This window comes from Nonomuraea sp. NPDC052116, from assembly GCF_040680035.1.
In the GTDB taxonomy this organism is placed as follows: domain Bacteria; phylum Actinomycetota; class Actinomycetes; order Streptosporangiales; family Streptosporangiaceae; genus Nonomuraea; species Nonomuraea angiospora_A.
This window is the reverse complement of sequence record NZ_JBFAWA010000056.1, coordinates 22,154-48,902: the sequence shown is the minus strand read 5'-3', so window position 1 is coordinate 48,902 and position 26,749 is coordinate 22,154. Positions and strand designations below refer to the sequence as shown.

The following is a 26,749-nucleotide window of genomic DNA, read 5'->3' as shown; positions in this document are numbered from 1 at the left end:
GACCTCAACGAGTCTGTCCCAACGACCCGCTGCACACCCTAAGTAGCCACCCACCCTTGGGGGCAGCTTTGGGAGTCCTGGGCCGTCTAGGACGAGCGAAGTTCCGCGGCCACCGCCCGTTCCCGCAGCTGCGCCGCCTCCGCCCGTGCCGCCTCCAACTCGGCCCGCAGATCCTCGAGCCGCATCCGCTCGAGTCTCAGCTCCGCCAGCAGCCCGTCGCGCTCCTTCGCCGCGGCATCAGCCCGGGACTTCTCCCGGGAGGCCAGCTTGCGCTCCCGGGTCAGCGACGCGGAAGCCTCCGCCACCTTCCCCTCCAGCCGCTCCACCTCGGCCGCCGCCTGCGAGGCGTCCTTGAGCGCCACCGCCCGGTCCCGCTCGGCCTCCTTGAGTGCCACGGCCCGATCGCGTTCGGCTTCCTTGATCGTCATGGCCCGATCGCGTTCGGCTTCCTTGAGGGCCACGGCCCGATCCCGCTCGGCCTCCGCCGCCGCCCGTTCGGCCGTGACGGCCCGCTCCACCGTCCGGTCCCGCTCCTGTGCCGCCGCCTCCGCGCGGGTCTGCGCCTCGATCAGCTTCCGTTCGGCCTGTTCACGCTCCCGAACCGCCGCCGCCGTCTCGTCCCGGGCCCGGTCGCGTTCCTCCCGTGCCCGCTCGGCCTCCTCCTGAGCCTGTACGACCTGCGCCCGCGCCTCGGCGGTGCGCTGCTCAGCCTGCTCCATGACTTCAGCCGTACGCCGCTCGGCCAGCTCAGCCCGCTCGGCCAGCTCATGAACGACCTGGTCCCTGGCCTGCTCCGTCAACTCGCCCCGATGCAGCGCCTCCTCAGCCCGCCGCTCGGCCGTCTTCGCGCGCAGCTTGGCCTCCTCGGCCGTCTGCAACGCCTGTCGTTCGGTGCTCGCGGCCTCCCGCAACGCGGCCAACGCCTGCTCCCGCGCCCGCTCGGCATCCCCCAGTGCCGTCTCGCGCTCGGCCTGCGCCTCTTCGAGCCGTACCCGCATCTCGGCCGTCTGCCTGCGGGCGTGTTCGGCGGCCTCGCGCGCCAGCCGTACCTGCTCGAACGCCTGCTCCCGCTCGGTACGCGCGATCGCCACGCGCGTGTGCGCCTCGGCCTGCATCGCGCTCAGCTTCGCCTCGACCCCCGCCGGACTCAGCTCCGCAGCCAGCGCCCGCGCCAGCGGCTCGATGGCGGCGGTCAGCCCGCTCTCCATCCGGTCGTACAACTGCTCGGCCCTAGCCAGCGCCCCCTCCAGCCCCGGCGTGGCCCGCCGCAACTCCCGCTCCCGCTTGGCCGCCGCCTGGCAGTCCTTCTCAGGGCAGTACGCCTTGGGCCGACCCCTCCCCCGCCGCTGCTCGATCGGCGACCCACAGTGCTTACAAGGCGTTACCACACTGGCATCCGGAGTCACGGCGGCAGCCTACCATTTTTGATTTTCCAGAAAATAAAATCCAGAAAACATGACCTGTTGTGCCACGCTCGCGGCCGCCTCGTACGCACTGTGTCATGGTTGTGTCAGGGGCATCCGCGGCGGCCAGCCGGTCGGGCTCCTGGACGAGGGCGTCCGCGTCCTGGCGGCGCGGGCCACGGCGGCCCGGCTCAAGACGGCGGCAAGGACGAGGGGCCACAGGCTGATGGCCGCGTGATCGTGGCGGTGTTCCGTAAGGGGATCCCCCACCAGAACACCGAACGATCAAGTTGAACGCCCAGGTCAATGCCGCGGCGTTCTGCAGGGCGGAGTAGTGGTCGGCGGTGGGTGCCGACGTCAAGGTGTACGGATGGGCTCCGTGGCGGATCCGTGCCCTCTCCGTGGCGGTCAGGGGGTCCACACGGATGTCCCGACCTGTGGCGGCAGGCCAGAGTCGCAGGCAGCGACAGCGACGCTGAAGGGTGCTCGCGTCGCCTTGGCATGCCGGGCCTGCTCGCCATCGCACGTCGCAAGCCCGTGCTGCTGGTGATCGACGACGTGTGGAACGCCGCCCAGCTCGGTCCGTTCCTGCCGGCGGCCGCCCATGCCCAGCTCCTGGTCACCACCCGGCGTCCCTCCATCGTGCGGGGCACCACGATCTAGGTCGACGAGATGTCCCCGCAGGCGGCCACCCACCTGCTCACCCGTGATCTGCCGGACATGCGGGCCGATCTCGTACGGGATCTGCTGCGCGCCACCGGCCCCAACTGAATCGGCGACGGTTCATCGACCCGAGCGGTGAGAGCAACCGCGAGCCTCAGCAGATCGTGGCCCGTCGGCCAGGCCACATGGTCCATATCGACGTGAAGAAGGTCGGCCGGATCCCTGACGGCGGCGGCTGGCGCGTCCACGGCAAGAACAGCGCACAAGCCCGAGCCGTCGCTCGAGCCAAAACCCGAGGTACACGGACGGGCTATGTCTACTTACACTCGGCGATCGACGGCTACTCACGCTTGGCCTACCCGGAAGCGCTGCCCAACGAGCAGGCCGTCACCGCCGTAGCTTTCCTCAATCGAGCGCGAGCGTGGTTCGCCGCGCACGACATCACCCACATCGAGCGAATAGTTACCGACAACGGCCCCTGCTCCACCGCTGCCGCGTTTGCAACAGCCCTCGAAGGCTCCCGGCATCAGCGGATCACGCCGTACACCGAGAAACACAACGGCAAAATCGAGCGCTACAACCGGATCCTTGCCGAAGAGTTTCTCTACGCCAGAACCTGGACCTCGGAAGACGAGCGACGCGCGGCGATCGACGTGTGGAACCTGCACGACAACTATCACCGGCCCCACGGAGCTGCCGATGGGCAGCCGCCAGCGTCGCTGGTGCCAGTCCGCGTCGACAACGTGCCGGCCTCATACAGCCAGCCAACTGCCGTCGGGAGCGATCGCCAGTGCGGCCACGCCCCTTGGGTGACCGGGCAGCAGGCGGCGCAGGTTCGCCGAGTCGCCCTCGGGGAGCGGGCGGCGGGTGGGCAGAAAGGCGATCCCGGCCTGTTCGGCGTACGAGGTGACCGGCGCTTGCCGGCCGGGGACGGCGCTGAGCCGGGTCAGCAGGTCGGCGAAGGAGGTCAGCAGGTGTCCGAATGCGGCGAGCATGCCTGCGGAGCTGTGCGAGCACCCGGCTGACCGTGCGCCGGCTCACTGGGACGTCCTGCTGGCTGAGTTCGAAGGCGATCCGTGCCGCCGACCACTTGTGGCCGCGGCGCATAGTTTCGATCTGTACGACAACGCCGCCTGGGGTCGCGGTGGGTTGCCGGTGCGGCGTCGAGGGCCGGTCGACTAACCCGAGATCGCCGAACTGCCGGTACCGATAGCTCGCGAAATGCCCATTTCGGCGGCCACGTGGGAAATCGGTCGGCTCCGGCACCGCTCCACCAGTCGCCGGCTGCCTTCGACCGACAGCGGCGAGTTGCGGTGCGTCATCCTGCGTCCTTCTGTCTGAACTTCTTGCGAGGTTTGCTTGCGGATCTGCCGAATATCGGATGTGTCGTCCGGGTTGTCGCGGCCAATCAGGTGGCCGACCGGACAGTCCCGACGGGGATCATCCTGCGGTTGAGCAGAGCCTTGAGCGCGCTGCGTTGCATGGTGCCGGTCAGGGTCTGAGCACGATCTTGCCGTGGGTGTGTCGGCGTTCGAGTTCGGTGTAGGCCTGGCGGACCTGCGTCAGCGGGTAGACGCTGGCGATCGGGACTTCGAGGTGTCCGTCGGCGATCAGGGCGGCCAATTCGGCAAGTACCTCAGCGCCCGGCCTGGCGTTGGTTCCGGGTTCGGTCTTGACTCCGTACCTCGCGGCTGCCGCGAAATCGGCGATGGTGTCGATCCGCTCGACTGCGACGCCGAGGGCAAGGGCCATTTCGACGTATCCGCCGCCGTAGGTGTCGATGAAGGCATCGATGCCGCTCGGTGCGGCGGCCTTGATCCGGTCGGTGACGCCGTCACCGTATGCGACCGTGATCACACCATGTGTTTGCAGCCACTCATGGTTGTGCTCGCTCGCCAGGCCGATGACCGTGGCTCCGGTACGGCGCGCGAGCTGAACGGCGAACGAGCCGACTCCTCCGGCTGCTGCGGAGATGACGACGGTCTCCCCGATGTCGAGTTGTATGGAATGCACTGCCCCCCACGCAGTCACTCCGGCGACGTACAGGCCGCCCGCTACCTCCCATGAGATGCCGTCCGGCTTGGGTGTGAGGTTGTCGACGTCGACCAGGACCAGCTCGGCCTGTGCTGCCCGCCGCTTGGAGAACCCAATCACCTCGTCACCGACCACGAATCGGTCGACTCCTGCGCCGACCTCGGCGACAATTCCGGCGAGGTCGCTGCCCTGCCCGGACGGAAAGGTCGAGGGAAAGATGTCGGCCATCGCGCCGGTGCGTATGGCCGCCTCACCGGGGTTGACGCCTGCGGCCTTGACCCGCACGAGGACCTGTCCGCTCTCGGGCACTGGCCGGTCGACCTCGGCGACCCGCAACACCTCGATTCCACCGAACTCGTCGTATCTGACTGCCTTTGTCAATGTCTGGTTCTCCTTCGATGCACGACGCGCGGCTGACCTCGAGAACGGGACTGGTAGGCACCGGTGTGCTAATCACCAGGGCACAGTTCCGGCGTCGTCGAAGAATCCGCCGGTCGGGCCGTCGTCGGGCAGGGTCGCGAGGTGAATCGCGATGGCCGCGCCCTGTTGTGGTGTGCGGACGCCTTGGAAGCCGTTGAGGTCGGTGGCGGTGAAGCCGGGGCAGCCGGAGTTGATCAGGATGTTGGTGTCGCTCAGTTCCTTGACGTATTGGATGGTGAGGGCGTTGAGGAAGGTCTTCGAGGCCAAGTAGGCGGCGGGAACCTGGCCCATGTAGATGCCCGGTGTGGTTTGCAGGGCGAGCGAGCCGACGCTGCTGGACATGTTGACGATCCGCGGTGATGCCGAGTCGCGCAGCATCGGCAGCATCGCGTTGGTGACCCGGATGACCCCGATCACGTTGGTTTCCACGACAGCTCGCACGGTCGCGGGCTCGACCGTGGTCGGTGTCTGTGGCATACCGCCGGTGATCGCGGCATTGTTGACCAGGACGTCGAGCCCTCCGGCATGGCCGGCGATCAGCTCGGCCGCGGCGGCGACACTTTCGTCGTCGGTCACGTCGAGCGGCACACCGAACGCGTCGGTCCCGGCCGCGCGCAGCTTCTCCACCGCGGTGTCGCGGCGTTGTTGATCCCTCGCGCCCACACCGATTCGCCAGCCAAGGGCGCCCAGGCCTGCGGCGATCTCGTATCCGATTCCCTTGTTCGCGCCGGTCACCAGCGCGATCGTCCGTTCACTCATGCCGTCGATCATGTTGCGGACTCGGGTGGGGCGTCCAAGACCGGTCAGGTGGGCGGCGATACCGCACGGGTATTGGTCGTGGTCAGCGCCGGATACGATGAGCGGGTGGAGACGCGGGAGTTGCGATACTTCGTCGCCGTAGCCGAGGAGTTGCACTTCGGGCGGGCGGCACAACGGCTCGCGATGGCGCAACCACCACTGTCGCGGGCGATCCAGCAGCTGGAACGGCGGCTCGGAGTCGTTCTGCTGCACCGCACTGCTCGCGCCATCGCCTTAACCGAGGCCGGGTCGGTGCTGCTGCGGGAGGCCCGGACCGCGCTCGACGCGGTCGAAGCCGCCGAGCGGCGAACCCGCCGTGCCGCGGGCGACCAGCCGGGTGTGGTGCTGGCCGCCAAGGCCGGAGCGTCCAGGGAACTGTTGTCGAAGCTTCTGGACGCCTACGCCGCTGAACCGGGCTCAGTGGCAGTCGAGGTGATGTTGTGCGGGCCGGGCGAGCCGGAAAGTCTGCTGCGCACCGGGCGTGCCGACGTTGCTCTGCTCCACCGGCCTTACGACACGACAGCCGGATTCGACACCGAGGATCTGCACACCGAACAGCAGGTCGTGGTCCTGCCCAAGGGTCATCCCCTCGCCAACCGGGCGCATCTGTCGTTAGCCGAGGTCAACGCCCAGACGGACCTGCCCCTGCCGCGCTGGCCTGGACGGGATGGCGGCCATCCGGACGGCCCCGGCCCGCAGGTGCGCGACCATACCCAACTGTTCCAACTGATCGCGCTCGGACTGGCCTGCGCCGTCGTACCCGAGTCGCTCCGAGACCAGCTACGCGACGACCACGCCATCGTGCCGGTGCCGGACGCACCGGCCGTCACGACCGTCATCGCCTGGCCACCACACAGCAGATCCAAAGCCGTCGCCGACCTCGTCCGCACCGCGACACGCCTCTAGCCGATACCCGCTGCACAATCCGAGGTTCTCCCGCTGGTCACAGCAATATCGTCTTCCGGTCAGCGACTGGCGACAAGATCCGACCGCTCATGCCGGATTGACGAAGTTCAGCCGTGACCACCACCGACGACAACGTCATGGCCGGTAACAGCTGGCCACCGGCGAGAGCAGCGGCCCGAAATCCAACGCCAGCTACAGTGACGCCGTCGGCGTCGTGCGCCTGTGGAACAGCGACGGTGACCTCCAGACCACTCTCGACGGACATGCGGGTGGGATCAGCGCGCTGGCCATCGCCCCCGACAGCAGCTGGCTGGCCACCGGCGACCACAGCGCCACCGTCCGCATCTGGAACGGGCGAGGCCGCCTACTGGCCACGTACGACATCGGCATCGGCATCGGCTGGATCTCGGCGCCGGCCATCTCACCGGACGGTACCTGGCCGGCCGCAGGCTACGGATCCCGCGTGATGATCCTGGATCCCGGCGGCATCCCGATCGCCCTCCTCCATCCCGGCGACGGCGAGGTGACGACGTTGGTGATCTCACCGGACGGTTCCTGGCTCGCCATGGGTGACGAGCGCGGCGCCGTACACGTCCTGGACTCGCACTTCACCGCCTTGCCCAGCGCTTTCACCCTCCCGTCGGGATGCCGCTGTCTGGCGATCTCCCCGGACAGCTCCTGGTTCGCGGCCGGCAGCGACGCCGGCCAGATCCACATCCAGGACCGCGACGGGCACGTGCGCGGCGCGATCTTCGGGCACGGTAGGCATGCGAGCCATCCTGGCTCACCCGGCTCGGGCCCGTGAACCGCGCAGGCGCGGGTAATCGGCCCTGCCCTCCGCGAGCAAAGGCGAACTCCAACGTGATGGCGTACTCACGGACGCAGCAGTTGCCACACCCGGGCGGCCTCTCGCGTGAGGTGGTCGCGCTCCGGCACGCTGGTGGCGGCGCGGGAGGCCTCCGCATACAGGTCGGCGGCGTGCTCGAGGTCGCCGGCGCGTTCGTGCAGGTATGCCGTCACCGCGGCGTAACGGGGCAGGTCGGGGTGTACGCCAGCCAGCGCCGCCAGGCCGGCCTGCGGCCCGTCGGCCTCCCCGACCGCCACTGCGCGGTTGAGCCGCACCACCGGGCTGCCGGTGAGGAGCAGCAGCTCGTCGTACCACTCCACGATCTGCACCCAGTCCGTCTCGGCGGCGCTCCGGGCGTCCGCGTGCAGAGCGGCGATCGCGGCCTGTGCCTGGTATTCGCCCAACCGGTCGCGGGCCAGCGCGGTCTGCAGGATCGTCACCCCCTCGGCGATCAGGCCGGTGTCCCAGCGCGATCGGTCCTGCTCGCCGAGCGGCACGAGACGGCCTCCCGGGCCGGTACGGGACGCGCGGCGCGCATGGTGCAGCAGCATGAGCGCGAGCAGCCCCGCCACCTCGGGCTCGTCGGTCAAGGCGACGAGCTGGCGGGTGAGGCGGATCGCCTCGGCCGCCAGGTCGACGTCTCCGCCGTAGCCCTCGTTGAAGACGAGGTAGAGCACGCGCAGCAGCGTCCCGAGATCGCCGGGCTGGTCGAGCGGCAGCCCCGCGATCCGCCGCTTGGCCCGGCTGATCCGCTGCGCCATGGTCGCCTCGGGGACGAGGTACGCCGTCGCGATCTGCCGCGTGGTCAGGCCGCCTACCGCACGCAGCGTCAAGGCGACGGCCGAGCTCGGCGGCAGGGTGGGGTGCGCGCACAGGAAGTAGAGCCGCAGCGTGTCGTCCGTGGCGGGCGCCGGACCGGCGGGCGGCTCGACCTCCACGGCGAGTTCCCGCCCCCGCCGCGACGCCTCGGCCCGGGCGGCGTCGAGGAACTTGCGCCACGCGACCGCGACGAGCCATGCCTTCGGCTCACGCGGTGGATCGTCGGGCCACGTTTCCAGCGCCCGGATCAGGGCCTCCTGCACGGCATCCTCGGCCGACGCGAAGTCGGCTCCGCGTCGGACGAGGACACCGATCACCGCGGGCACGAGCTCCCGCAGCAGCGACTCGTTCACTCGGTCACCGTGGGCGACTCGGTGAGGAACGGTCGAACCTCGAGCCACTCGTGGATCGGCTCGCCGCCGGCCCCGGGAGCGGCGGACAGCTCCCCGGCCAGCTGGACCGCGCGGTCCCAAGACTCCACATCGATGATCATCCAGCCGGCGATGAGGTCCTTGGTCTCGGCGAACGGCCCATCGGTCACCGGCGGGCGCCCCTCGCCGTCGTACCGCACGAACGCGCCCCCGGGCGCCAGCGCCTGGCTGTCGACGTACTCCCCCGTCTCCTCCAGGCGGGCGGCGAAGTCGCGCATGTACTGCACGTGCGCGTCGACCTCCTCCGGCGTCCACTGGTCCATCGGCGCCCGGTCGACAGCGGGGGCCGGGCCACCTCGGTAGTGCTTCAGCAGCAGGTACTTCATGGTAGATCTCGCTCTCCGTCAAACGGCCCGTCGCCCTGGGACACGACAATTTTCCCAGCAGTTTCCACCACCATCTGACCCGCGGCCACGAAGCTGAGGTCTCACGCCGGCCGGCCGAAAACCGGGTGCGGAGTGCCGGTGCGGTGGAGTGTGATCGGGGTTATGGCGATGGCGTTGGGTGAGCCGGGAGTCGGCGGGCTGAGCGAGGTCGTGGGCGTGCTGCGGGAGTGGCAGCACGAAGGGGCGCCGATGCAGCTGCATCCGGGGGACCTGGGCTGGTTCTGGCGGTTCGGTGCGGTGGCGACGGCCGCGGCGGTCCGTACGTGGAGCCGTGAAGGACGGATTCTCGCCATCGGGCTGCTGGACCAGCCCGACCTGTTGCGGCTGACGATCGCGCCGGACGCCCATCGGGACGAGGAACTGGCGCAGCGGCTGGTCGAGGACGTGATCGGGCCGGAGCAGGCGCATGTGCGGGCCGCCGTGCAGCGGGCATCGTTCGACGGTTCGACGTTCACGGACGAGCGCTGGCACGCGATGGCGGCCGGATCGCCGTACGCCGACGCCCGGTGTCTGGTCGCGTACGACGACCGGGGCGACGCGGTGGCGGCGGTCACGGTGTGGTCGGCCGGTCCGGGCAAGCCCGGGTTGCTCGAGCCGATGGGCGTGCACCGGGAGCATCGCGGTCACGGCTACGGCAGGGCGATCACCGTCGCCGCGGCGGCCGCGCTCCAGGAGCTGGGCTCGTCGAGCGCGATCGTCTGCACCCCGAGCTCCAATGTCGGCGCCGTCGCCACCTACCGGTCAGCCGGATTCCGGCAGCTCCCCGAGATCCGGGACAAATACCGGGACGCCTAGCCACATGATCGGCCAGGAAGCCTACCTGGCAAGAACGCGGGTAGCCACAAAAGCTTATGAGCGACGTGGAGACCGGCACCATAACCACCAAAGTGCCCGCGCGCCTTGATCGGCTCCCCTGGTCCCGCTGGCACTGGATGATCGTCGTAGGGCTCGGCACCGTCTGGATACTCGACGGGCTCGAGGTCACCATCGTGGGCAACCTCTCAGGGCAGCTCGCCAAGCCGGGCAGCGGCCTGGAGATCACTCAGGCGCAGGTCGCGGGCCTGGCCGCGGCCCTTTACGTCGCGGGCGCCTGCTCGGGTGCGCTGTTCTTCGGCTGGCTGACCGACAGGTTCGGCAGGAAGAAGCTCTTCCTCATCACGCTGGTCGTCTACCTGGCGGCGACCCTGATGACCGCGTTCTCCTTCCACGCGTGGTGGTTCTTCCTGTTCAGGTTCATGACGGGGTTCGGGATCGGCGGCGAGTACGCCGCCATCAACTCCGCCATCGACGAGCTCATCCCGAGCCACCACAGGGGGCGCATCGACATCATCATCAACGGCAGCTACTGGCTCGGCGCCGCCGGCGGCGCGTTGCTGACCGTGCCGCTGCTGAGCGGCCTGCCGGTGAACATCGGCTGGCGCGTCGCGTTCGGCCTGGGCGTGGTGCTGGGCCTGGCGATCCTGCTGGTACGGCGGCACGTACCGGAGAGCCCGCGCTGGCTGTTCATCCACGGCAAGGAGAAGGAGGCCGAGGAGATCGTCGGCGGCATCGAGCGGCAGATCGGCGCCGACCTGCCGGAGCCGAAGGAGTCGGTGACCGTGCACCAGCGCAAGTCCATCGGTTTCGTCCGGATCGCCCACACGATGGTGGCGCTCTATCCCCAACGTACGATCCTCGGCCTGTCCCTCTTCATCGGCCAGGCGTTCCTCTACAACGCGATCACCTTCGGGTACGCGCAGATCCTGGCCACCTTCTTCAAGATCGACACGAATGCCGGCTACTACTTCGCCGTCATCGCGGTCGGGAACTTCCTCGGCCCGCTCCTGCTCGGCCGCCTCTTCGACACCGTGGGCCGGATCCCGATGATCTCGGCCACGTACATCGGGTCCGGGCTGCTCCTGCTGGGCACGGCCTGGCTGTTCGACCAGGGCCTGCTGAACGCCGTCACGCTGACCGCGTGCTGGTCCGTGGTGCTCTTCGTGGCCTCGGCCGGGGCCAGTTCGGCGTACCTGACCGTCAGCGAGATCTTCCCCATGGAGACCAGGGCCCTGGCCATCGCGTTCTTCTTCGCGATCGGCACCGCCGCCGGTGGCATCGCCGGCCCGCTGGTCTTCGCCTCCCTCGTCGAGACCGGGGTGCCCGGGGACACGGCGCTCGCGTTCTCCATCGGCGGCATCGTGATGATCGTGGCGGGGCTGGTCGAGCTGCTGTTCGGGGTCAAGGCCGAGCGCAAGGGCCTGGAGGCCATCGCGACGCCGCTCACCGCGGCGCCGACCTCGTGATCGGTGTACGGCCGATCAGTCCGTCGAGGCGCTCGACGGCGGGATGTTGTGGTTGATCCGGAAAAGCTGGTCCGGGTCGTACGTCGCCTTCAGCGCGGCCAGCCGCCGGTAGTCCGCCTCGGTGTAGGCCCGCCTGACCCGCTCGGGAGCCGAGTCGTGGTCGAACAGGAACCCCGGAAGCACGGCGCCGGTGTCCCACCGCCGCAGCCGCGCCAGCGCCTCGTCGGCGGTCTTGCGCACCGCGTCGGCCTGCTCGGCCGGAGCCGGCATCCGCATCCACAGGTGGAAGGCCGCGCCCTGGGTGCTGACCGCGTGCGGGCGGCCGGGCGGCCGGTTCAGCGCCCCGCCCAGGTGACGTAGCTCGATGCCGGGGAACGGGCCCCCGGGCTTCGACGGATCGATGAACGAGACCAGCTCCGCCACGGCCTCGTCGTCCAGTTCGTGCAACAAGGCGCTGCGCAGGTGCGCCATGACCGGGTTCTTGGGGTCCTGGTAGATCTCGGTGATCTGCGTGTACGGCCTGGCGTCACAGGTGTCCTTCTCCGGGCCGAGCGCGCGCAACGGCTCCACCAGCCGCGCACCCTGCTCCTCGTCCCCCATGTAGACCACCCGGACCTGCACGAACGAACGGCCACGGAACTCCTCGGGCAACTGCGGCACGTCGGGGAAGCGCAGCAAGGTCACAGAGGACGACATCTCCTCCGGCTGCTCCTTGACCCAGGCCAGGTAGGAGCCGAGCACGTGGGCGGCGTGCCTGCGGTCCCCGACCGGGTAGTAGAGCTCACCACCGTAGAAGGTACGCAGCGGCAGCAGCTCGATCTCGGCCGCGACCACGACGCCGAAGTTGCTCTTGCCACCCCGTACCGCCCAGAACAGGTCGGGCTCCTGGGCCGGCGAGACGGTGCGGAGCAGCCCGTCGGCGGTGACGATGTCGAGCGAGCGGACGTAGTCGGCGGCGAAGCCGTACGTACGGCCGGCCAGCGGCAGCCCGCCGCCGGTCAGGTAGCCCATCACCCCGACCTGGCCGGAGGAGCCGCACAGCGGCGCGAGACCGTGCTCGGCCGCCGCGGTGAGCACCTCACCCCACCGCAGCCCGGCTCCGATCCTCGCGGTTCCGGCACGCGGGTCCACCGACAGCTCGCGCAGCTCCCCCGTGGCGATGAACACGGCCCCATCCGCGGGCACCGACTTACCGTGCCCGGTCGACTGCACCGCGACCGGGCGTCCCGCCTCCGCCGCGAACCGGACGGCGGCGGCCACGTCATCGGCGTCGGCGGCGACCACGACCGCCGCGGGCCGGTGCTCGACCGTCAGCAACCAGCCGGAGCAGGCCTCCGCAAAGCCCTCGTCGCCGGGGTAAAGCGTGCGCCCTCGGATCGACGCGCCCAGGCTCACCACTGCGGAATTCGTCGTCGTCATGTCAGTTGTCCGCCTTTCCAGCATGTCAGTCATGCGCTTTCTCGAAGGCCGGCAGCGCAACGAGAATGTTGGTTGAACCAACGTTGGTGCGGCCAACAGTACACCTAATCGTGGGTGCGGCCAACAATTTGCTAGATTGTCCCCGTGGACACGCCAGAGGGGCCGCCGCCACAGCGGCTGCGCACGCTGCCGAGCAGGTTGACCAACCATGCGGCGCAGATCGCCAACCGGATCGTGGACCAGGCGCTCGGCCAAGCCGGCCTTCGGCGCTACCACTACGCCCTGCTCGCCGCGCTGGAGGAGTACGGCCCGGCCAGCCAGGCCGCCCTCGGCCGCCGTACCGGCATCGACCGCAGCGACATGGTGGCGACCGTCAACGACCTCGCCGAACGGCAACTCCTCGAGCGCGCACCCGACCCGGACGACCGCCGGCGCAACATCATCACCATCACGGAGGCAGGCCGGAACCAACTCACCCACCTCGACCGGCTGCTCGCCGCCGCCCAGGACGAGTTCCTCTCCCCGCTGCCCCCGGCCGACCGGCAGAACCTGATCGACCTGCTCACCCGCCTCGTCGACCATCACGGCTGAGGCCGTTCCGGCCTCTGCGGCTCATGGCGGTTTCCCGCGCGGCCGGCAGCGGCCCTTGCGTCCCTGCCCGTGTCCCCAGCCACCTCCACCTGCGTGGCAACGGCCCGGCAACACCCCCCGGATACCAAAGAACCAGCGACGTACCGGTCGGGTTCAGTGAAACGGGGACATACCAATGCTCGGCTTCCACAGTTACGCGCAGGCGGATCCTGAGTTCTACGCGCCGCTGTCCTGGCTGCCGGACCCGGGGAGGCGTTTCGCCCCCAGGTCCGTCTCCGACGGCTGGACCTCCGCCACGCATGACGTGTGGACCAGGTGGACCCATCCCGACGTGGTCACGCCGGACCAGGGGTGGAAGGTGCACGTCTCCGCCCGCCTCGAACGCGCCGACCTCGTACTGGACGCGGTCGCCCGCGCCTGCCACGCGGAGCGGGTGGCCTTCAAGCACCTGTCGGCCGAGGTGTTCTTCCTGTTCATGCACCACAAGCACGGGCCGAGGCCGCAGGCGGGCAAGTTCTGCGCCCTGTACCCCGACGAGCGGAGCGCCCTGCGCCTGATGGAACGGCTGGCCGGCGAACTCGCCGGGGAGGAGGGGCCCTACGTCCTGTCCGACCGCCGTTTCCGCGACTCGCGCACGGTGTACTACCGCTACGGCGCGTTCGAGGCGCGCGGCGGGCTGCGGGCGGACGGCGGCAGGGAGAGCCTGGTACGCGACGGCTACGGCCGCGACGTCACCGATTCCCGAGGCGTCTCCTTCACGCTGCCGCCAGGCATCGGCGACCCCTTCGCGAGGCCGGCCGGGCCGGCGCGCAACGGCCCGCCGGTGATCCACGGCTACGAGATCGTGCAGGTCCTCCAGCCCAGCAACGCCGGTGGCGCCTACGAGGCCAAGGACACCCGGACGGGCCGCACCGTGTTCATCAAGGAGGCACGCGCGCACAACGGCCTGTACTGGGATCGCAGCACGGCCGTCGAACGGCTGCGCCGGGAGCACCGCGTGCTCACCGAGGTGCACCAGGCCGCGCCGGACGCCTGCCCGCAGCCGCTCGACTACTTCCAGGAGTGGGAGCACGAGTTCCTGGTGACGGAGTTCGTCGCCGGAACACCGCTGCACACGTGGGCGGCGCTGCACTCGCCGCTGATCCAGGCCGGCAGGACATCGGCCGACTTCGCCGCCTACTACGGCGAATGCGAGAGGGTGCTCGCCGAGCTGGACCAGGCGCTCGCCCGGCTCCACGGAGCCGGGTTCCGCTTCGGTGACCTCAACCCGCGCAACGTGATGGTGACCCCCGACGGCGTCAGGCTGGTCGACTTCGAGTCGTGCACCCACCGCGACGCCCCCCTCATCCCCATGGGGGCGGACGGCTACGCACCGCCGGTCGGCTTCCCCCTGTCCGGCCCGTTCGCCTGGGACGAGTACGGGCTCTCCGCCATCGCGCTGCTGCTGGTCATGCCGATGCACGCGGTGGTCCAGCGCAGCCCCGGCAACCTGCGCTGGCTGCGCAGGGACGTCGGCAAGCACGCCCCCGTCCCCGCCGCGTTGTGGCGACGCGCGACACGCTTCCACGACGAGCGGGACACGGCGCGGACCGGCCCGCTGCCCGCTCCCGGAGAGCTCGACGAACGGCCACGGGAGAGTCTCGCCCGGTTCGCCGACGAGGTCCGGCTGGGGCTCACGGACATGATCGACGCCGAACAGCTCGACCGGAACTTCCCCACCGTGCCACGGGGATTCGAGACGAATCTGCTCTGCGTCGCCTACGGCCTGGCCGGCATCCTGCACGCCCTGCACGTCACGGGCTCCGCGATCCCGGCCGGGCTGGCCGAGCGCCTTCGAACCCGGGCGGTGGACCACGCGGGCGACCTTCCGCCGGGCCTGCACACGGGGACGGCCGGCGTCGCCTGGGTCCTCGCCGACCTCGGCCTGCTCGACGAGGCCGGTGACGTGCTCGCGCACGCTGCCCGCCACCCGATCCTGGACAGGACGACGACCCTCGGCGAAGGGCGGGCCGGCGTCGGCATGGCCGCCCTGCGCATGCACCGCGGCACCGACCAGGCGCGCTTCCTGGACCTGGCGGTGGCGGCGGGCGAGGCCATCGTCCGCGCCGGCGACCTGCGTCCCACCCTGGGGCCGGGCAACGCTCGCGGGCTGCTGCACGGCCGGGCGGGCATCGCCCTCTTCCTGCACCGGCTGAGCGCGGCGACCGGGAACGACCGTTATGCGCACGCCGGCAGGCGCCTGCTGCACGAGGAGCTCGACCTGGCGATCGAACTCCCGGACGGCGCGCTCTCCTTCAGCGACAGCGACCAGACCCATCGCGGCCTGCCCTACCTGTTCAGCGGCTCGGCGGGGGTCGCGCTCGCGTTGAGCCGGTACGCGGCGAGCCCGGAGGACGTCGGCGACGCCCGGATCACGACGGCGCTGCCACGCGTCCTCAGCGACGTCCGCAAGAACTGCTGCGCCTTCCCCGGGCTGTACTGCGGCCTGGCGGGCCTGGCGTTCGCGCTGGCGGACCACGCGGAGCTCATGGACGATCCACGCTCGGCGGACGACGCGCTCGACGTCGCCACCGGCCTCGTCAAGTACGCCGTCGGCGGCCGGCGAGGCGTGCGTTTCCTCGGCGAGGGCTCGCTGCGCTTCAGCGGGGAGCTCTGGAGCGGCGGGGCGGGCGTCCTGCTGGCCCTGCACCGGGTGCTGAACCGCCCAGCCGGCCATTTCCTGCTGCTGGACTGACCTGCCCCACCCTGAGCTTCCGACCGGCGACCGCCGGCCGGAGAAGGTGTCGAGAGAAGGAAGGAGGTGTGTGACCCATGTCGGAAGTTCTGGCCCTTCAGGAGCTTGACGTCGAGCTTGCGGAGGATGCTCCCTGGAGCACGCTGAGCCTGTTCAACTGCAACAACACCAACTGATGCCGCCGTCGAGGCGGATGAACGCGGGGCGTCCGATCTGACGCCCGCGCCGAACGCGAGCGGCCGGCACCGAGACCAGCGGATGCCGGCCGTCTTGCTTCCCGGTCCCGCGTTCCCAGCGTTCACACCGGTCTGCCGCCCACACTCGCCGGCCGGCCTGAAACTTCGGAGAATGACATGACACGAGATTTCCGGCTCTTCCAGGGCGGCCAGGTCGCCTCGGCTTTCGGCTCGGTGTTCACGGTGATCGCGGTCCCCCTGGTGGCGGTGCAATATCTTGGCGCCTCACCCGCGGAGACGGGTTTCCTGGTCGCGGCGGGCAGCCTTCCCCTACCGCTCCTCGGGTTGTTCATCAGCAGCCTGGTCGACCGGCTGCGCTCCCGGCGGCGGGTGCTCATCGCGTGCGACCTCACCGTCGCCGCGGCCCTCGGCCTGACCATCGTGTCGATGCTCACCGGCAGGCTCAGCATCTGGGCCCTGGGCGCGCTGGTGTTCGTGATCGGCACGGTCGGCGTGATGGTGGAGACCCTGTACCTGGTCTACCTCAAGACCATCGTGGGCACCGGCGACATCGTCAAGGCCAGGGCCCGGCTCAATCGCGGAGAGTACGTCGGCGGGACGCTCGGCAGGGCGCTGGCCGGCCCGGCCGCCGCACTCGGCCCCGTCGTCCCCTTCGTGGTGGACACGGTCTCGCGCCTGATCAGCGCGGGCACCACCGCACTGATCAGGACACCGGAGCGGCCGGCCCAGCAGGCGCGGCAGGAACGCTCCTTCGCCCACGAGCTCGGCGCCGGGTTCAGGTCACTGTGGGGGCAGCCCTTCCTGCGCGCGCTCGTCCCCTTCCTCGTGGGCCAGCAGCTCGTCATGGGGATGACCCTCGCGCTGGTCGCGCCGTACGTGTTGAAGGTCCTGCACGTCCCGGCGCAGTGGTACGGCCTGCTGTTCGTGCTCCTCGGCGTCGCCGGCGTGACGGGGACGTTCCTCAGCGAACTGCTCTCGCGGCGGCTGAACACCGAACGGCTCACGATGGTGGGCTTGATCGGCGGCGCGATCGGCACCGTGGCGCTTCCGCTGGCGGGCGGGCCCGTGCTCGTGGCGGCGATCACGGCGGGTCTGGGCATCGGGCTCCCGTACCTGTTCGGCGCGATCGCGAACGTCGGGCTGCTCGGCTTCGTCACGATCCGGATTCCCGAAGAGGTCCTGGGGCGGCTGTCGGTCAGCGTGCAACTGCTCACCGCGGCCGGCGCCTTCGCGGGGGCGCTCGTCGGCGGGGCTCTGGGGCAGCAGGCCGGGATCGTCCCCACCTTGTGGGTCGCCTGCGGGGTGTCGGCCGTCAGCATGCTGCTCCTGCTTCCGGTGTTGCGGGTCATGCGGGCGGGCGACGAGCGCACGCCGGACCACGCTCCCGCGGCGGCGCCGGCCGCCGTACCGGTCGCCGAGGGCGGCGACGCCGAAAGGCCCGCATGAGCGCGCGGGCATACCCGCCGGCCCGCCGGGGCGAAGACTCCGACGTCGTGCACGGACGGGTGATCCCGGACCCGTACCGCTGGCTGGAGGGTGACGGCGCGGAGAGCCGGCGCTGGCTGCGGGCGCAGCACGAGCTGACGGAGGAGTATCTCAGGTCGTCCAGGCCCCGGCCGTTCTTCGCCGAGCGGCTCGACCGGCTGATGGCACCGGGGACGGACTCCGCACCGGTCTGGCGCGGGACTCGGGCGTACTTCCTCAGCCGCCGCCCCGGACAGGAACACGCCGCGCTGTACTGCAGGGACGCCGACGGCGAGCGTGTCGTGCTCGATCCGGCACGCCTCGGCGGGCCGGGGAACGCCGGCGCCACGCTCGACTCCTGGTCCCTCTCCCCGACCGGCCGCCTGCTTGCCTGCCAGGTGTCGCGAGACGGCACCGAGCAGGGCGTGCTGCTCGTCGCCGACCTCGTCTCGGGCGAGATCGTCGACGGGCCGATCGGCGGCGTCCGGTACCCCACCGTCGCCTGGCTGCCCAACGAGTCCGCGTTCTTCTACGTCAGGCGCGGTCTCGACGAGTCTCCGGGGGCCGTACGGAGCGTGTGGCTGCATCGGGTGGGCCACGACGCCCGGAAGGACACGCCGGTCTTCGGCCTGGGCGGCGACGCCAGGACGAGCCATCGGGTCGCGCTGTACCACGGGCGCTGGCTCGTGGTGTCCGCCAGGGTCGGCACAGCCCCGTGGAACACGCTGCACCTCGCCGACCTGGCCGTCTCACCGCCGGACGAACCGCGATTCCTGCCGATCCCGCTCGCCCCGGGGGCGCTCGGCTTCGCGCGGGTGAGCCGAACCGGCGAGATCTACCTGCACACCACCGGCGCGGCACCGCGGGGCCGCATCCGCGCCATGGCCGCCCGCAACCTGGGAACGACGGCCGCGCAGTGGGACGGCCGGTCCTGGCGGGACGTGGTGCCGGAGGACCCTGACGCGGCGATCTCCGGATTCTCCCTGCTGGAGGACGACAGGACGGACGCGCCCCGGCTGTTCGTGGTGCGCACGCGCGACGCGGCGTCGGAGGTCACGATCTGGGATGGCCGGTCCAGCCGGTGCCTGGACCGCGTCGCGCTGCCGGGAGCCGGGACGGTGCGCGAGGTCTCCGTACGGCCCGGCGCACCCGCCACCGCCTGGTTCACCTACACCGACTACACGACGGCGCCCACGGTCCTGCGGTACGCCGGACCTGCGGCGCGAACCGGCGCCGACCGGCGTACGACGTCCCAGGCGACGATCACCACGCGGCGGGAGAGCTATGTCTCGGCGGACGGGACCGAGGTCCGGATCTTCGTGATGGCGCCGGCGAGCTGCGCGTCCGGCCCGGATCGTGTCCGGCCAGCGCTGCTCACCGCCTACGGCGGCTTCGGCGCGGCCGTGACGCCGTCCTTCGAGCCGAGCGCCCTGGCCTGGGTGGAGGCAGGCGGTGTGTTCGCCGTCGCGTGCGTGCGGGGCGGGGGCGAGCAGGGAGCGGCCTGGCACCGTGCCGGCATGCGGGGACACAGGCAGAACGCGTTCGACGACTTCCACGCGGCGGCCGAGTGGCTGATCGGCCGGGGCTGGACGAGCGGTGACCGGCTCGGCGTGATCGGGGCCAGCAACGCCGGCCTGCTGGCGGCGGTCGCCGTGACCCAGCGCCGTGAGCTGTACCGCGCCGCCGTCTGCATCGCGCCGCTGGCCGACATGGCGCGTTACGAGCGCTTCGGGATGGGCCCGGCCTGGCGCTTCGAGTACGGCAGCGTGGACGTGCCCGCCGAGCTCGACTGGCTGATGGCGTACTCGCCCTACCATCACGTCGTCCCGGGCGAGACGTACCCGTCGTGCATGTTCGTGGTGTTCGAGCACGATACGCGGGTCGATCACTTGCACGCGCGCAAGATGGCCGCCGCCCTGCAGCACGCCGCCACGGGACCGGGCACGGTCCTCTTCCACGTCGCCGGCGGCCTCGGCCACCAACCCCGGTCCCGCGGCAAGGGGGTGGCCGTGGGCGCCGACGCGCTCGCCTTCCTCGCTGTGGAGACCGGCCTCATGCGCAGTCGGTGATCGCCACGGGCGGGCCTGACGACAGGCGGAGCAGCGTCCGGGGGTCGGTGACGCCTCGCAGCACGCCCGCCTCGACGTGTCGCAACCCCTCCCCCGGCTCGATGCCGAGCTCGTCGATCAAGGTGCGGCGAGCCCGGTGGTAGGCGCCGAGCGCGTCCCCGGGCCGGCCGGCCGTGCGCAAGGCCACGATGAGCAGCTCCCACAGCCGCTCACGCAGCGGATGCTCGCCCACCAGCCGCTCCAGACGGCCGACCGCCGTGTCCGTGACGCCCGCGGCCAGGCTCGCGGCGAACTCCCCCTCGTACGCCTGGAGCCGAAGCCCTTCCAGATAGCCGATCTCGGCCAGAGCCCAACCGTGCACCTGGCAGTCCGACACGACGTTCCCGCGCCACAGCGCCAGCCCCGCGCGCAGACTCCGCGACGCTTCGGCGAACCGCCCCTGCGCCGAGAACCGCAACCCCGTCGTCACCGACTCCTCGAACCGTTCCCCATCGACGTCCACCGCGTCCGCACGCAGCAGGTAGCCGGGGGCCTGCCGCCGGATGGGCCGCTCGCCGCGATGCCGGGACAGGTCCGCGCCCAGCTTGGCGATGTGAGCGTGCAGCGTGCGTAAGGCCGTGGGCGGGGCCTCCTCACCCCATAACCCGTCCACCAGTTGCTCGGCGGTCACGACCCTGCCCGGGCTGAACGCCAGCAGCGCCAGCAGGCTCCGGCGCCGCGGGGGCAGCACGAGGGGGCGACCTCCATGCCGGACGTCGAGCGGGCCGAGCATCTTGATCGTCGAAGGGACGGCCTGGTGACCACCAGGCTGGTCGAACGGACGATACAACAGCATGGACACCCTCCGATGACTGGTTCCGATGAGCGCGTCAGGCGGGGGCGGACACCGCGGACAGCGGTCACACCGGGGATCGCCGGGAGCCACCCCCGGTCCACCGACCTGACTCCCCTACAGGTCCGGCGTTCCATCGCGTTCCTCCGCGTTCCTCGGCGTTCCTCCGCGTCACACCCGGTCGGCACTCCGCATCCGGCCTTGATCGGTACCGCCAGGACGACTACCCTGATCGCCGTTCTGCCGGAAGGCGGGGGCCGAGTTGCTCGACCACACCGCCATGGAGTTTGGGACTGACTGACTGACGATGAGCGCGGAAGAGGATTTCAAGCAGGTCGGCGCCGAGCTGGCCGACCTGGGTGTACGGATCTCCAGGATGATGGGGAGTCCCGCGCTCAAGGATCAGGCGGGGAAGGTGTTCGCGAGCCTGCAGCGCGACGGCGCGATGGTGTTCCGGCTGGTCAGGGACACCCCCGAACACACCGCCGCGCTCCAGCTGGCCGGCGCGTCCCTGTTCGACCCCTCGGGGCAGGGCAGGGCCATGAAGGACTGGGTGGTCGTGCCCCACTCCTCGGCCGAGACGTGGACGGATCTGGCCGAGGCCGCCCTCAGCCGCCCACGCTGATCAATGGCCTATATGGTCCCGGCATGAACTCCGCTTCTGCCCGTGGAAAGCACAGCTGACCGGTGCCTTTGAGATCCTGCTCGCCCGTCCGCCGGCGAGTTTCGACGCCGACGCCGTCTATGCGACGTTCTTCGGCGGCAACCTCATCAACGAGCTCGGCTTCGCGCAGGACACCGCCTGGATGAACCCGGCCGCCCTCAGGGGCGCCGAGCCGGTCGTCTGGGACTGCCCGATCTTCGACCTGGAGGAGCCGGTGCCGGAGTTCGACGCGAGCCGGTCGGTCTTCGAGTTCGACAAGGCCGGGCTGCCGCCGGAGTTCGCGGCGGATCTCGCGGCGGCGTGCTTCGCGGGGCGGCTCGTCCTGGGCGGCGACCTGGCTCCCCTGCTGGCGCACTTCGCCGTGCCCGCTTCGCGCCGTAACCCGAAAAAAGCAGTGGCCGCGCGGGCTCGGGGCCACATACGTTCGCCGCCATGATTGACGCAAATTTCGGGCATCCACGCCTCGCCGCCATCTACGACCCACTCGATCCGGACCGCAGCGATCTCGACGCGTATCTCGCGATGGCGGAGGAGTTCGGCGCGCGGTCCGTGCTGGACATCGGGTGCGGTACGGGCGTGTTCGCGCTGCTGCTCGCCGAGCGCGGGATTACGGTCACCGGGATCGATCCCGCGCGGGCGTCCGTCGACGTCGCGCGTGGCAAGCCGGGCGCGGAGCGGGTGCGCTGGCTCGACGGCGACGCGGGGGACCTGCCGGCCATGCAGATCGACCTGGTGACGATGACCGGGAACGTCGCCCAGGCGATCGCCGATCCGCAGGCATGGCGTACGACGCTGCGCGGCGCGTACGAGGCGCTGCGGCCCGGCGGGCGGCTTGTCTTCGAGACGCGCGATCCGGCGCAGCGCGTGTGGGAGGAGTGGGCGGAGTGGACGCGCGAGACCACGTACCGCATGACGGACATCCCGGGCGTCGGCCACGTCGAGACCTGGGCCGAGCTGACGGACGTGAGCCTGCCGCTGGTGAGCTTCCGGGGTACGCACGTGTTCGCCGCGGACGGGGACGTACTGACCTCGGAATCGACACTTCGCTTCCGCGAACGTACGGAGATCGAGCGGGACTTGCACGAGCACGGCTTCGTCGTCGAGGACGTACGCGACGCACCCGACCGGCCGGGCAGGGAGTTCGTGTTCGTGGCGCGGCGCGATACGGCGGAGCCCGTCCCTCCCGGAATGCCCTAGGGAGCGTGCGCATCACGCAGCGCCGCCCCGTTCTGGCGGGGAGCCTCAACGACACCCCGACACGTCATGTGCCATGGCCCCGGGCGGGTTGGGCTGCGGCGTCTCGGTCGATTCGGACGGCGAGCGGCGGACGTGGAACGAGGGCGCTCCGCGGTCGCAGGGGCCGGCGTCGCTGCCGAGGCTCAGCCAGAAGCAGTTCACGCAGGTGGAGGCCGACCTGGCCAGGGGGCCGGCTGGGAGGACCGACGATGGACGCTCGCCCGGATCAGGACGTCGCTTCCATCTGGCCTACGCGATAGTTCGGCTTGCCTTGATCAACCTCAGATAGCCTGACAACGCTAGATCAACACTTTACCCGTCCGAACGGGACGAACCCGTTGCCGTCAATGTGTGAAGGTGGCACCGATGTTGAACTACGGCCTTGATATGTCCGGCATTGAGCTCGACGTTGCTCTGCCCGACCTGGTGGCTGAAGGGGATGAGCTTGACGCCCTGGTCTCAGCGCAGGCCGACTGGTCGAAACCTACTCCGGCGGCGGGGTGGACGATCGCCCACCAGATCGCTCATCTTGCTTCAGCTGATGCCAACGTCCTCATCGCTATTCGAACCCCGGAGGCGTTCGACGCTGTGCTGAAGCAGGCGGAAGCCGCAGGCAGCCAATACGCTGATCTCGACGCCGCCGCGGGAGCAGCCAAACCGCGATCGGCGCTGCTGGAACAATGGCGCGCCGGTCGAACCGAGGTGGCGGCGGCGCTACGTGACGTTCCCCGGGACCATGGGTTTCCGTGGTACGGCTCGCAGTTGACCACAGCGCTTATGGTGCCGCTTCGCCTGATGGAAACGTGGGCTCACGGGCAGGACGTTTTCGATGCGCTGGGTGTCTCACGCCGTCCGACGAGTCGGCTCCGGCATGTGGCCGCGTTGGGAGTGGTGGGGCGAGAGCTGTCGTTCTATGCTGCCCAATTGCCTGTTCCGGCAGAGCCGTTCCGTGTCGAGTTGACCGGCCCCGACGGCCAAAACTGGGCATGGGGCCCAGAAGATGCCGTGCAACGGGTTCAGGGCAGTGCCCTCGACTTCTGCCTTCGCGTCACCCACCGCAGGTCCCGAGCCCAGACCGACCTCACGGCAGTCGGCGATGATGCGCAGAAGTGGCTTGACATCGCTCGCGTCTTCCTCTGACGCTGGGCGCGGCCTCGGCCGGTGCCGCCCCGTCGCAGACCGGGCGGCACTGCGTGGCGCGCATCTCGCACGACGCCGAGACGACCTGCCACGCTAGCTTTCGCAAAGCGATCGCGGGCGCATCACCGACGCCTCCGCCGCAGCACGCGACCGCGCCTTCCTGAATTGCCTCCGTGGCGCGAGTCGGTGTCGCCGTACGGCTCCCCATGCACGGGGACGCACCTGGGCATGGGCGGTGCTAGGTTGCGGTGGCATGGCGACATCCTCCCGGCAGAAGCCGCCGTCCCTTTATGTGATCGATGAGGACTTCGTTCCGCCCGATCGGGGTGACGAGCAGGAGGGGCCTGAGTATGCGGTTCCCGCTGGTGATCCGGACGAGGCCGTACGGCTCTTCCACCACTACCGGCGGCTGATGGCGCAGATCCTCGGATACGAGGAGGAACTCCCCGAGCCCGCGAGCGAGGAGGACCTCTCCGCGGTGGAGGAGAAGCTCGGCGTTGTCCTGCCTCCAGACCTCCGCGCGCTGTACGGCCTCGCCGACGGTGACGGTGACCTCATCAACCCGCTGTTCGACCGGCACGAGTGGCTCCCTCTTTCCGAGCTCGGCGACCAGGATGACGAGTGGCTCGACATCGCGCGGGAATGGCAGTACGAACCCTGGCGCCAGACGGTGTTCGATACCCAGCCCCCGGATACCGTCCGCAGGTCGCCGCTGCGTCCGGGCTGGATCCGGTTCGCGTTCGACACCGGCGGCAACTGGCTCGCCGTGGACCTGGATCCCGGGCCGAACGGTCGTCCCGGACAGGTCATCAAGGTCGGTGTCGACTACACGAACGGGCCGACGTACGTCACCGACTCGGTGACCACGTTCCTGCGCCGTCTGGTGGAAGCGCTGGAACGCGGTGACTACCGCCATCACGACAGGAGCCTGTGGATCGACGCGGACCTGCCGGATCTGCCCGGCGAGCACTCCACGTACAGCGACAGGCGGCCCTCCCTCGCGCAGGCCATGCAGGCCGGTCCACATGTGCAGGAGGTCCGGGTGGTGGACGCAGGGGATTGCGCGTTCCTCGCCGCGGTGCCCGACGTGTGTTCGCTGGCGCTGTCGAGCAAGGGTTCGCCCGATCTGACCCCACTTGGCGACCGTCCGGTGGAGTATCTGGAGCTCGATGTGGAGTCGCCCGACCTGACGGCGCCGGCCCGGAACCGGGAGCTGCGTTCGCTGTCGGTCACCTGCGCGCGACCCGTCGAACTGGCTCCGCTCCGTACGGTGCCGAACCTGTGGGCATTGGACATCGCGGCGGCATCCGTCGCCGACATCGCCACGGTGACCGAGCTGAAGGGACTGCGGTACCTGGAGGTGACCCAGGACCAATGGCGGGAGCTGTCGGAACTCGACGACCTGCCACCGCTGGCCGTCGTCGGCATCCACCCCCGCCGCCCCGAACGCGAGTGGCCGCTCTCAACAGACTGGGTCACCGTTCATGACGAGCCGCCTTCGCCGACAGCCTGATCCGGTGCCTGGGTGAGGGGCTCTTCCAGGGCCGCTGAGCAGGTGAGGGCGTTGTTGCGGCGGGTCGGCGACGGCGGCGTAGGTGTCCACGAGTTCCCTCAGTCGTTGCTCCTTGACGGCGGCCATGGCGTCCGCCGTCAAGGAGCAACCGGCCGAGCGCGGTCGTAGCCGGGGAATCCATGCGGCTGGTCCGGCTAGGTGGTGCGCACCTCCACCTCGTCGGTGAACGACCAGGCGCTACTGGCCGGCTCGACGGTGATCCGGACGTAGCGGGCGGTGGTGTTCAGCCCGAGGAGACGGTACGTGCGGGCCTGGTCGGCGTCCCCGGCCGCGGGGGCGGCCACGGAACCGGCCGCCGTGTACGACGATCCGTCGGCCGACACCTCGTAGGTCACCTTCTTCGGCAAGAAGATGTAGACGCTCTTGGTCTGCAGCCAGTCGCTGCGCAGCTCCTTGATCGTCTTCTGTGCGCCGAGGTCCACGGTGATCGAGTAGGCGGCGCCGGTGTTGCGGCCCTGCCAGGCGGCGTCGCCGTACGACGCCGTGCCGTACGCGCCGTCGGTCAACTCCCCGCCGGCGTCGGGATAGGAGGGGGAGGCGGCGAGCGACACCGTGTACGGCCGGCCCGCCGCCAGGTTGACCGGGTTGCTCGGCGCGGCCGGGGTCGTGGCGGAGGCCGAGCCGCTGGCGGCCGACTGGTTGCCGGCCGCGTCGAAGGCCCGCAGCGTGTAGGTGTAGGCCGTGGACGGGTCGAGCCCCGCGTCGGTGAAGGTGGTGGCCGTGCCGTACAACGTCTTGACCAGCGTGCCGTTCCTGGTGATCCGGTATCCGGCGATGCCCACGGCGTCGGTCGCGGCGCTCCACGAGAGCGTGACGGTCAGCGGGTCGGTGGCGGTGGCGGTCAGCCCGGAGGGCGCGGTGGGCGCGGTCGACTCGACGGACCCGGTGGCCAGGTAGTCGCGGTAGGTCCGGTCGTAGATGGGCGCGACCTGCAGGGGGCTCTGGTAGTGGTCGTAGGAGAAGCTCCAGTAGGAGCTCACGTACGGCTGCACGGCCTGGAGGTCGTCGACCACGCCCTTGATCGACATCGGCTGGAAGTCGAGGTTGAAGGTCTCGCTGTCGGCCCAGAGCTGTGTGGCGGGCCGGGCGGCGGTGATCGCGTTCTTGGTGGCCGCGAACCAGGCGGCGAGCTGGCCCGCGGTGGCGTGTCCCGCGCCGACGCCGTCCTGCAGGGCGATCACGTCGATCGGGCTCGTGGCCAGGATCGTGGTCCACATGCTCTGCCACTGCGCGGTGGTGAGCCCGCCGGCGGTGTTGAAGAACGGGGAGATCACGACGGGCTTGCCGGGGCTGAGGGCGTGCAGGTGGTCGGCGACCTTCTTGTAGAAGGCGGCCATCGCGTTCTGGCTCGCGGTCGTGGTGAAGTTCCAGTTGTCGACCTCGAACGACAGGTACCAGCCGGCGAGCGAGGCGTGGGTCCGGTATTTCGCCCACAGGTCGTCGGCCAGATTGTTGGCGATCGTGGCCTCGTTGTCGAGCCAGGCGGGGTCGTTGGCGTAGGTGTTCCACCAGTCGTCGTTGACCTGGAGGCCCAGGTAGACGGTCATGCCCGCGCGGTCGGCGGCGGAGAGGGCGGCCCCGACCACGTCGGTCGTCGTGGACTGGCCGTAGAGCGCGGATGGATAGACGGCCGTCCCGGCCTTGCTGTCGGCCGTCCACTGCAGGACGAGCTGGCTCATGCAGGCGCGGGTCAGGTATCCGAGCTCCTGGTCCCAGGTGGCGGAGGTCCAGGTGTCGCCGAGGCCGGGCTGCAGGAACGACCCGGCGAAACGCGGCGTGGCGGCGCACGTGGCCGCACCGGCGGGGCCCGCGACGGCCAGCAGGCTCATGACGAGGGATAA

Annotated in this window: 24 protein-coding genes and 2 pseudogenes; 17 read left to right on the top strand and 9 right to left on the bottom strand. The window is 70.2% G+C overall.

Features of this window, described 5'->3' with window-relative positions:
• Positions 1–86 precede the first annotated feature (86 nt).
• The gene (locus tag AB0L65_RS58250; protein ID WP_364265475.1) at positions 87–1,271 is read right to left on the bottom strand and encodes a hypothetical protein; all 1,185 of its coding nucleotides are present in this window, start codon (positions 1,269–1,271) and stop codon (positions 87–89) included.
• Between the two features lie 184 nt (positions 1,272–1,455).
• Here AB0L65_RS58250 and AB0L65_RS58245 point away from each other — a divergent pair, with 184 nt between their 5' ends.
• From AB0L65_RS58245 to AB0L65_RS58235, 3 genes and pseudogenes are all read left to right on the top strand, one after another.
• Positions 1,456–1,641 carry a hypothetical protein gene (locus AB0L65_RS58245; protein WP_364265473.1) on the top strand — a complete coding sequence of 62 codons (186 nt, stop codon included), beginning with the start codon at positions 1,456–1,458 and terminating at the stop codon, positions 1,639–1,641.
• A gap of 263 nt (positions 1,642–1,904) precedes the next feature.
• Positions 1,905–2,066 carry a hypothetical protein gene (locus AB0L65_RS58240; protein ID WP_364265471.1) on the top strand — a complete coding sequence of 54 codons (162 nt, stop codon included), beginning with the start codon at positions 1,905–1,907 and terminating at the stop codon, positions 2,064–2,066.
• A 104-nt stretch (positions 2,067–2,170) separates the two neighbouring features.
• Positions 2,171–2,827 (top strand): annotated as a pseudogene (locus tag AB0L65_RS58235) (DDE-type integrase/transposase/recombinase); the annotation flags it as partial.
• Between the two features lie 223 nt (positions 2,828–3,050).
• Here the strand turns inward: AB0L65_RS58235 and AB0L65_RS58230 are convergent.
• From AB0L65_RS58230 to AB0L65_RS58220, 3 genes and pseudogenes are all read right to left on the bottom strand, one after another.
• Positions 3,051–3,388, bottom strand: a pseudogene (locus AB0L65_RS58230) (helix-turn-helix domain-containing protein); the annotation flags it as partial.
• A 169-nt stretch (positions 3,389–3,557) separates the two neighbouring features.
• Positions 3,558–4,481 carry an NADP-dependent oxidoreductase gene (locus tag AB0L65_RS58225; RefSeq protein WP_364265469.1) on the bottom strand — a complete coding sequence of 308 codons (924 nt, stop codon included), beginning with the start codon at positions 4,479–4,481 and terminating at the stop codon, positions 3,558–3,560.
• Between the two features lie 72 nt (positions 4,482–4,553).
• Positions 4,554–5,291 carry an SDR family oxidoreductase gene (locus AB0L65_RS58220; RefSeq protein ID WP_364265467.1) on the bottom strand — a complete coding sequence of 246 codons (738 nt, stop codon included), beginning with the start codon at positions 5,289–5,291 and terminating at the stop codon, positions 4,554–4,556.
• 93 nt (positions 5,292–5,384) lie between these two features.
• On the opposite strand from AB0L65_RS58220, the gene AB0L65_RS58215 reads away from it, so the two are divergent.
• Together AB0L65_RS58215 and AB0L65_RS58210 are read left to right on the top strand one after the other, a co-directional pair.
• Positions 5,385–6,224 carry a LysR family transcriptional regulator gene (locus AB0L65_RS58215; protein WP_364265465.1) on the top strand — a complete coding sequence of 280 codons (840 nt, stop codon included), beginning with the start codon at positions 5,385–5,387 and terminating at the stop codon, positions 6,222–6,224.
• A 214-nt stretch (positions 6,225–6,438) separates the two neighbouring features.
• Positions 6,439–7,029, top strand: coding sequence for a hypothetical protein (locus tag AB0L65_RS58210; protein ID WP_364265463.1), 591 nt, complete (start codon positions 6,439–6,441; stop codon positions 7,027–7,029).
• 68 nt (positions 7,030–7,097) lie between these two features.
• On the opposite strand, the gene AB0L65_RS58205 is transcribed toward AB0L65_RS58210, so the two are convergent.
• Both AB0L65_RS58205 and AB0L65_RS58200 read right to left on the bottom strand, forming a co-directional pair.
• The gene (locus tag AB0L65_RS58205; protein ID WP_364265461.1) at positions 7,098–8,243 is read right to left on the bottom strand and encodes a DUF6596 domain-containing protein; all 1,146 of its coding nucleotides are present in this window, start codon (positions 8,241–8,243) and stop codon (positions 7,098–7,100) included.
• A complete protein-coding gene (locus AB0L65_RS58200; RefSeq protein ID WP_364265459.1) occupies positions 8,240–8,647 on the bottom strand; it encodes a YciI family protein in 408 nt (135 codons plus the stop codon). Before AB0L65_RS58200 ends, AB0L65_RS58205 begins: the two co-directional genes overlap by 4 nt.
• Positions 8,648–8,809: 162 nt before the next feature.
• On the opposite strand from AB0L65_RS58200, the gene AB0L65_RS58195 reads away from it, so the two are divergent.
• Together AB0L65_RS58195 and AB0L65_RS58190 are read left to right on the top strand one after the other, a co-directional pair.
• The gene (locus tag AB0L65_RS58195; protein WP_364265457.1) at positions 8,810–9,502 is read left to right on the top strand and encodes a GNAT family N-acetyltransferase; all 693 of its coding nucleotides are present in this window, start codon (positions 8,810–8,812) and stop codon (positions 9,500–9,502) included.
• A gap of 56 nt (positions 9,503–9,558) precedes the next feature.
• Complete coding sequence (locus AB0L65_RS58190) at positions 9,559–10,989, top strand: MFS transporter (protein WP_364265455.1); 1,431 nt, start codon at positions 9,559–9,561, stop codon at positions 10,987–10,989.
• 15 nt (positions 10,990–11,004) lie between these two features.
• On the opposite strand, the gene AB0L65_RS58185 is transcribed toward AB0L65_RS58190, so the two are convergent.
• A complete protein-coding gene (locus tag AB0L65_RS58185) occupies positions 11,005–12,408 on the bottom strand; it encodes an FAD-binding protein (RefSeq protein WP_364265453.1) in 1,404 nt (467 codons plus the stop codon).
• A 144-nt stretch (positions 12,409–12,552) separates the two neighbouring features.
• On the opposite strand from AB0L65_RS58185, the gene AB0L65_RS58180 reads away from it, so the two are divergent.
• From AB0L65_RS58180 to AB0L65_RS58160, 5 genes are all read left to right on the top strand, one after another.
• Complete coding sequence (locus AB0L65_RS58180) at positions 12,553–12,999, top strand: MarR family winged helix-turn-helix transcriptional regulator (RefSeq protein ID WP_364265451.1); 447 nt, start codon at positions 12,553–12,555, stop codon at positions 12,997–12,999.
• 175 nt (positions 13,000–13,174) lie between these two features.
• Positions 13,175–15,733, top strand: coding sequence for a class III lanthionine synthetase LanKC (lanKC, locus tag AB0L65_RS58175; RefSeq protein ID WP_364265449.1), 2,559 nt, complete (start codon positions 13,175–13,177; stop codon positions 15,731–15,733).
• Positions 15,734–15,810: 77 nt separating this feature from the next.
• Positions 15,811–15,909 carry a class III lanthipeptide gene (locus AB0L65_RS58170; protein WP_350730711.1) on the top strand — a complete coding sequence of 33 codons (99 nt, stop codon included), beginning with the start codon at positions 15,811–15,813 and terminating at the stop codon, positions 15,907–15,909.
• Between the two features lie 177 nt (positions 15,910–16,086).
• The gene (locus AB0L65_RS58165) at positions 16,087–17,376 is read left to right on the top strand and encodes an MFS transporter (protein WP_364265447.1); all 1,290 of its coding nucleotides are present in this window, start codon (positions 16,087–16,089) and stop codon (positions 17,374–17,376) included.
• Positions 17,373–19,463, top strand: a complete 2,091-nt coding sequence (locus AB0L65_RS58160; RefSeq protein ID WP_364265445.1) for a prolyl oligopeptidase family serine peptidase — start codon at positions 17,373–17,375, stop codon at positions 19,461–19,463. Before AB0L65_RS58165 ends, AB0L65_RS58160 begins: the two co-directional genes overlap by 4 nt.
• On the opposite strand, the gene AB0L65_RS58155 is transcribed toward AB0L65_RS58160, so the two are convergent.
• Positions 19,447–20,298, bottom strand: a complete 852-nt coding sequence (locus AB0L65_RS58155) for an AfsR/SARP family transcriptional regulator (RefSeq protein WP_364265443.1) — start codon at positions 20,296–20,298, stop codon at positions 19,447–19,449. The genes AB0L65_RS58160 and AB0L65_RS58155 overlap by 17 nt on opposite strands.
• 304 nt (positions 20,299–20,602) lie before the next feature.
• On the opposite strand from AB0L65_RS58155, the gene AB0L65_RS58150 reads away from it, so the two are divergent.
• The 5 genes from AB0L65_RS58150 to AB0L65_RS58130 all read left to right on the top strand — a co-directional run bounded on the left by AB0L65_RS58150 (position 20,603) and on the right by AB0L65_RS58130 (position 24,848).
• Positions 20,603–20,920 carry a hypothetical protein gene (locus AB0L65_RS58150; protein WP_364265441.1) on the top strand — a complete coding sequence of 106 codons (318 nt, stop codon included), beginning with the start codon at positions 20,603–20,605 and terminating at the stop codon, positions 20,918–20,920.
• 181 nt (positions 20,921–21,101) lie between these two features.
• Positions 21,102–21,395, top strand: a complete 294-nt coding sequence (locus tag AB0L65_RS58145; protein ID WP_364265439.1) for a hypothetical protein — start codon at positions 21,102–21,104, stop codon at positions 21,393–21,395.
• On the top strand, positions 21,392–22,156 hold the full coding sequence (locus AB0L65_RS58140) for a class I SAM-dependent methyltransferase (protein ID WP_364265437.1): 765 nt from the start codon (positions 21,392–21,394) through the stop codon (positions 22,154–22,156). Before AB0L65_RS58145 ends, AB0L65_RS58140 begins: the two co-directional genes overlap by 4 nt.
• Before the next feature lie 405 nt (positions 22,157–22,561).
• Positions 22,562–23,335: a TIGR03084 family metal-binding protein gene (locus tag AB0L65_RS58135; RefSeq protein ID WP_364265435.1), complete on the top strand. Its 774-nt coding sequence runs from the start codon at positions 22,562–22,564 to the stop codon at positions 23,333–23,335.
• A 253-nt stretch (positions 23,336–23,588) separates the two neighbouring features.
• Positions 23,589–24,848, top strand: coding sequence for an SMI1/KNR4 family protein (locus tag AB0L65_RS58130; protein ID WP_364265434.1), 1,260 nt, complete (start codon positions 23,589–23,591; stop codon positions 24,846–24,848).
• A 194-nt stretch (positions 24,849–25,042) separates the two neighbouring features.
• On the opposite strand, the gene AB0L65_RS58125 is transcribed toward AB0L65_RS58130, so the two are convergent.
• A complete protein-coding gene (locus AB0L65_RS58125) occupies positions 25,043–26,737 on the bottom strand; it encodes a DUF4434 domain-containing protein (RefSeq protein ID WP_364265432.1) in 1,695 nt (564 codons plus the stop codon).
• Between the last annotated feature and the right edge of the window lie 12 nt (positions 26,738–26,749).

Excerpts from the sequence above, each read along its gene's own strand:
- AB0L65_RS58200 (WP_364265459.1), bottom strand. The coding sequence starts at position 8,647 with ATGAAGTACCTGCTGCTGAAGCACTACCGAGGTGGCCCGGCCCCCGCT.
- AB0L65_RS58190 (WP_364265455.1), top strand. The coding sequence starts at position 9,559 with ATGAGCGACGTGGAGACCGGCACCATAACCACCAAAGTGCCCGCGCGC.
- AB0L65_RS58125 (WP_364265432.1), bottom strand. The coding sequence starts at position 26,737 with ATGAGCCTGCTGGCCGTCGCGGGCCCCGCCGGTGCGGCCACGTGCGCC.
- AB0L65_RS58150 (WP_364265441.1), top strand. The coding sequence starts at position 20,603 with ATGAGCGCGGAAGAGGATTTCAAGCAGGTCGGCGCCGAGCTGGCCGAC.
- AB0L65_RS58130 (WP_364265434.1), top strand. The coding sequence starts at position 23,589 with ATGGCGACATCCTCCCGGCAGAAGCCGCCGTCCCTTTATGTGATCGAT.
- AB0L65_RS58155 (WP_364265443.1), bottom strand. The coding sequence starts at position 20,298 with ATGCTGTTGTATCGTCCGTTCGACCAGCCTGGTGGTCACCAGGCCGTC.
- AB0L65_RS58185 (WP_364265453.1), bottom strand. The coding sequence starts at position 12,408 with ATGACGACGACGAATTCCGCAGTGGTGAGCCTGGGCGCGTCGATCCGA.
- AB0L65_RS58195 (WP_364265457.1), top strand. The coding sequence starts at position 8,810 with ATGGCGATGGCGTTGGGTGAGCCGGGAGTCGGCGGGCTGAGCGAGGTC.
- AB0L65_RS58145 (WP_364265439.1), top strand. The coding sequence starts at position 21,102 with ATGAACCCGGCCGCCCTCAGGGGCGCCGAGCCGGTCGTCTGGGACTGC.
- AB0L65_RS58140 (WP_364265437.1), top strand. The coding sequence starts at position 21,392 with ATGATTGACGCAAATTTCGGGCATCCACGCCTCGCCGCCATCTACGAC.
- AB0L65_RS58135 (WP_364265435.1), top strand. The coding sequence starts at position 22,562 with ATGTTGAACTACGGCCTTGATATGTCCGGCATTGAGCTCGACGTTGCT.
- AB0L65_RS58245 (WP_364265473.1), top strand. The coding sequence starts at position 1,456 with ATGACCTGTTGTGCCACGCTCGCGGCCGCCTCGTACGCACTGTGTCAT.
- AB0L65_RS58220 (WP_364265467.1), bottom strand. The coding sequence starts at position 5,291 with ATGATCGACGGCATGAGTGAACGGACGATCGCGCTGGTGACCGGCGCG.
- AB0L65_RS58170 (WP_350730711.1), top strand. The coding sequence starts at position 15,811 with ATGTCGGAAGTTCTGGCCCTTCAGGAGCTTGACGTCGAGCTTGCGGAG.
- AB0L65_RS58165 (WP_364265447.1), top strand. The coding sequence starts at position 16,087 with ATGACACGAGATTTCCGGCTCTTCCAGGGCGGCCAGGTCGCCTCGGCT.
- lanKC (WP_364265449.1), top strand. The coding sequence starts at position 13,175 with ATGCTCGGCTTCCACAGTTACGCGCAGGCGGATCCTGAGTTCTACGCG.
- AB0L65_RS58240 (WP_364265471.1), top strand. The coding sequence starts at position 1,905 with ATGCCGGGCCTGCTCGCCATCGCACGTCGCAAGCCCGTGCTGCTGGTG.
- AB0L65_RS58160 (WP_364265445.1), top strand. The coding sequence starts at position 17,373 with ATGAGCGCGCGGGCATACCCGCCGGCCCGCCGGGGCGAAGACTCCGAC.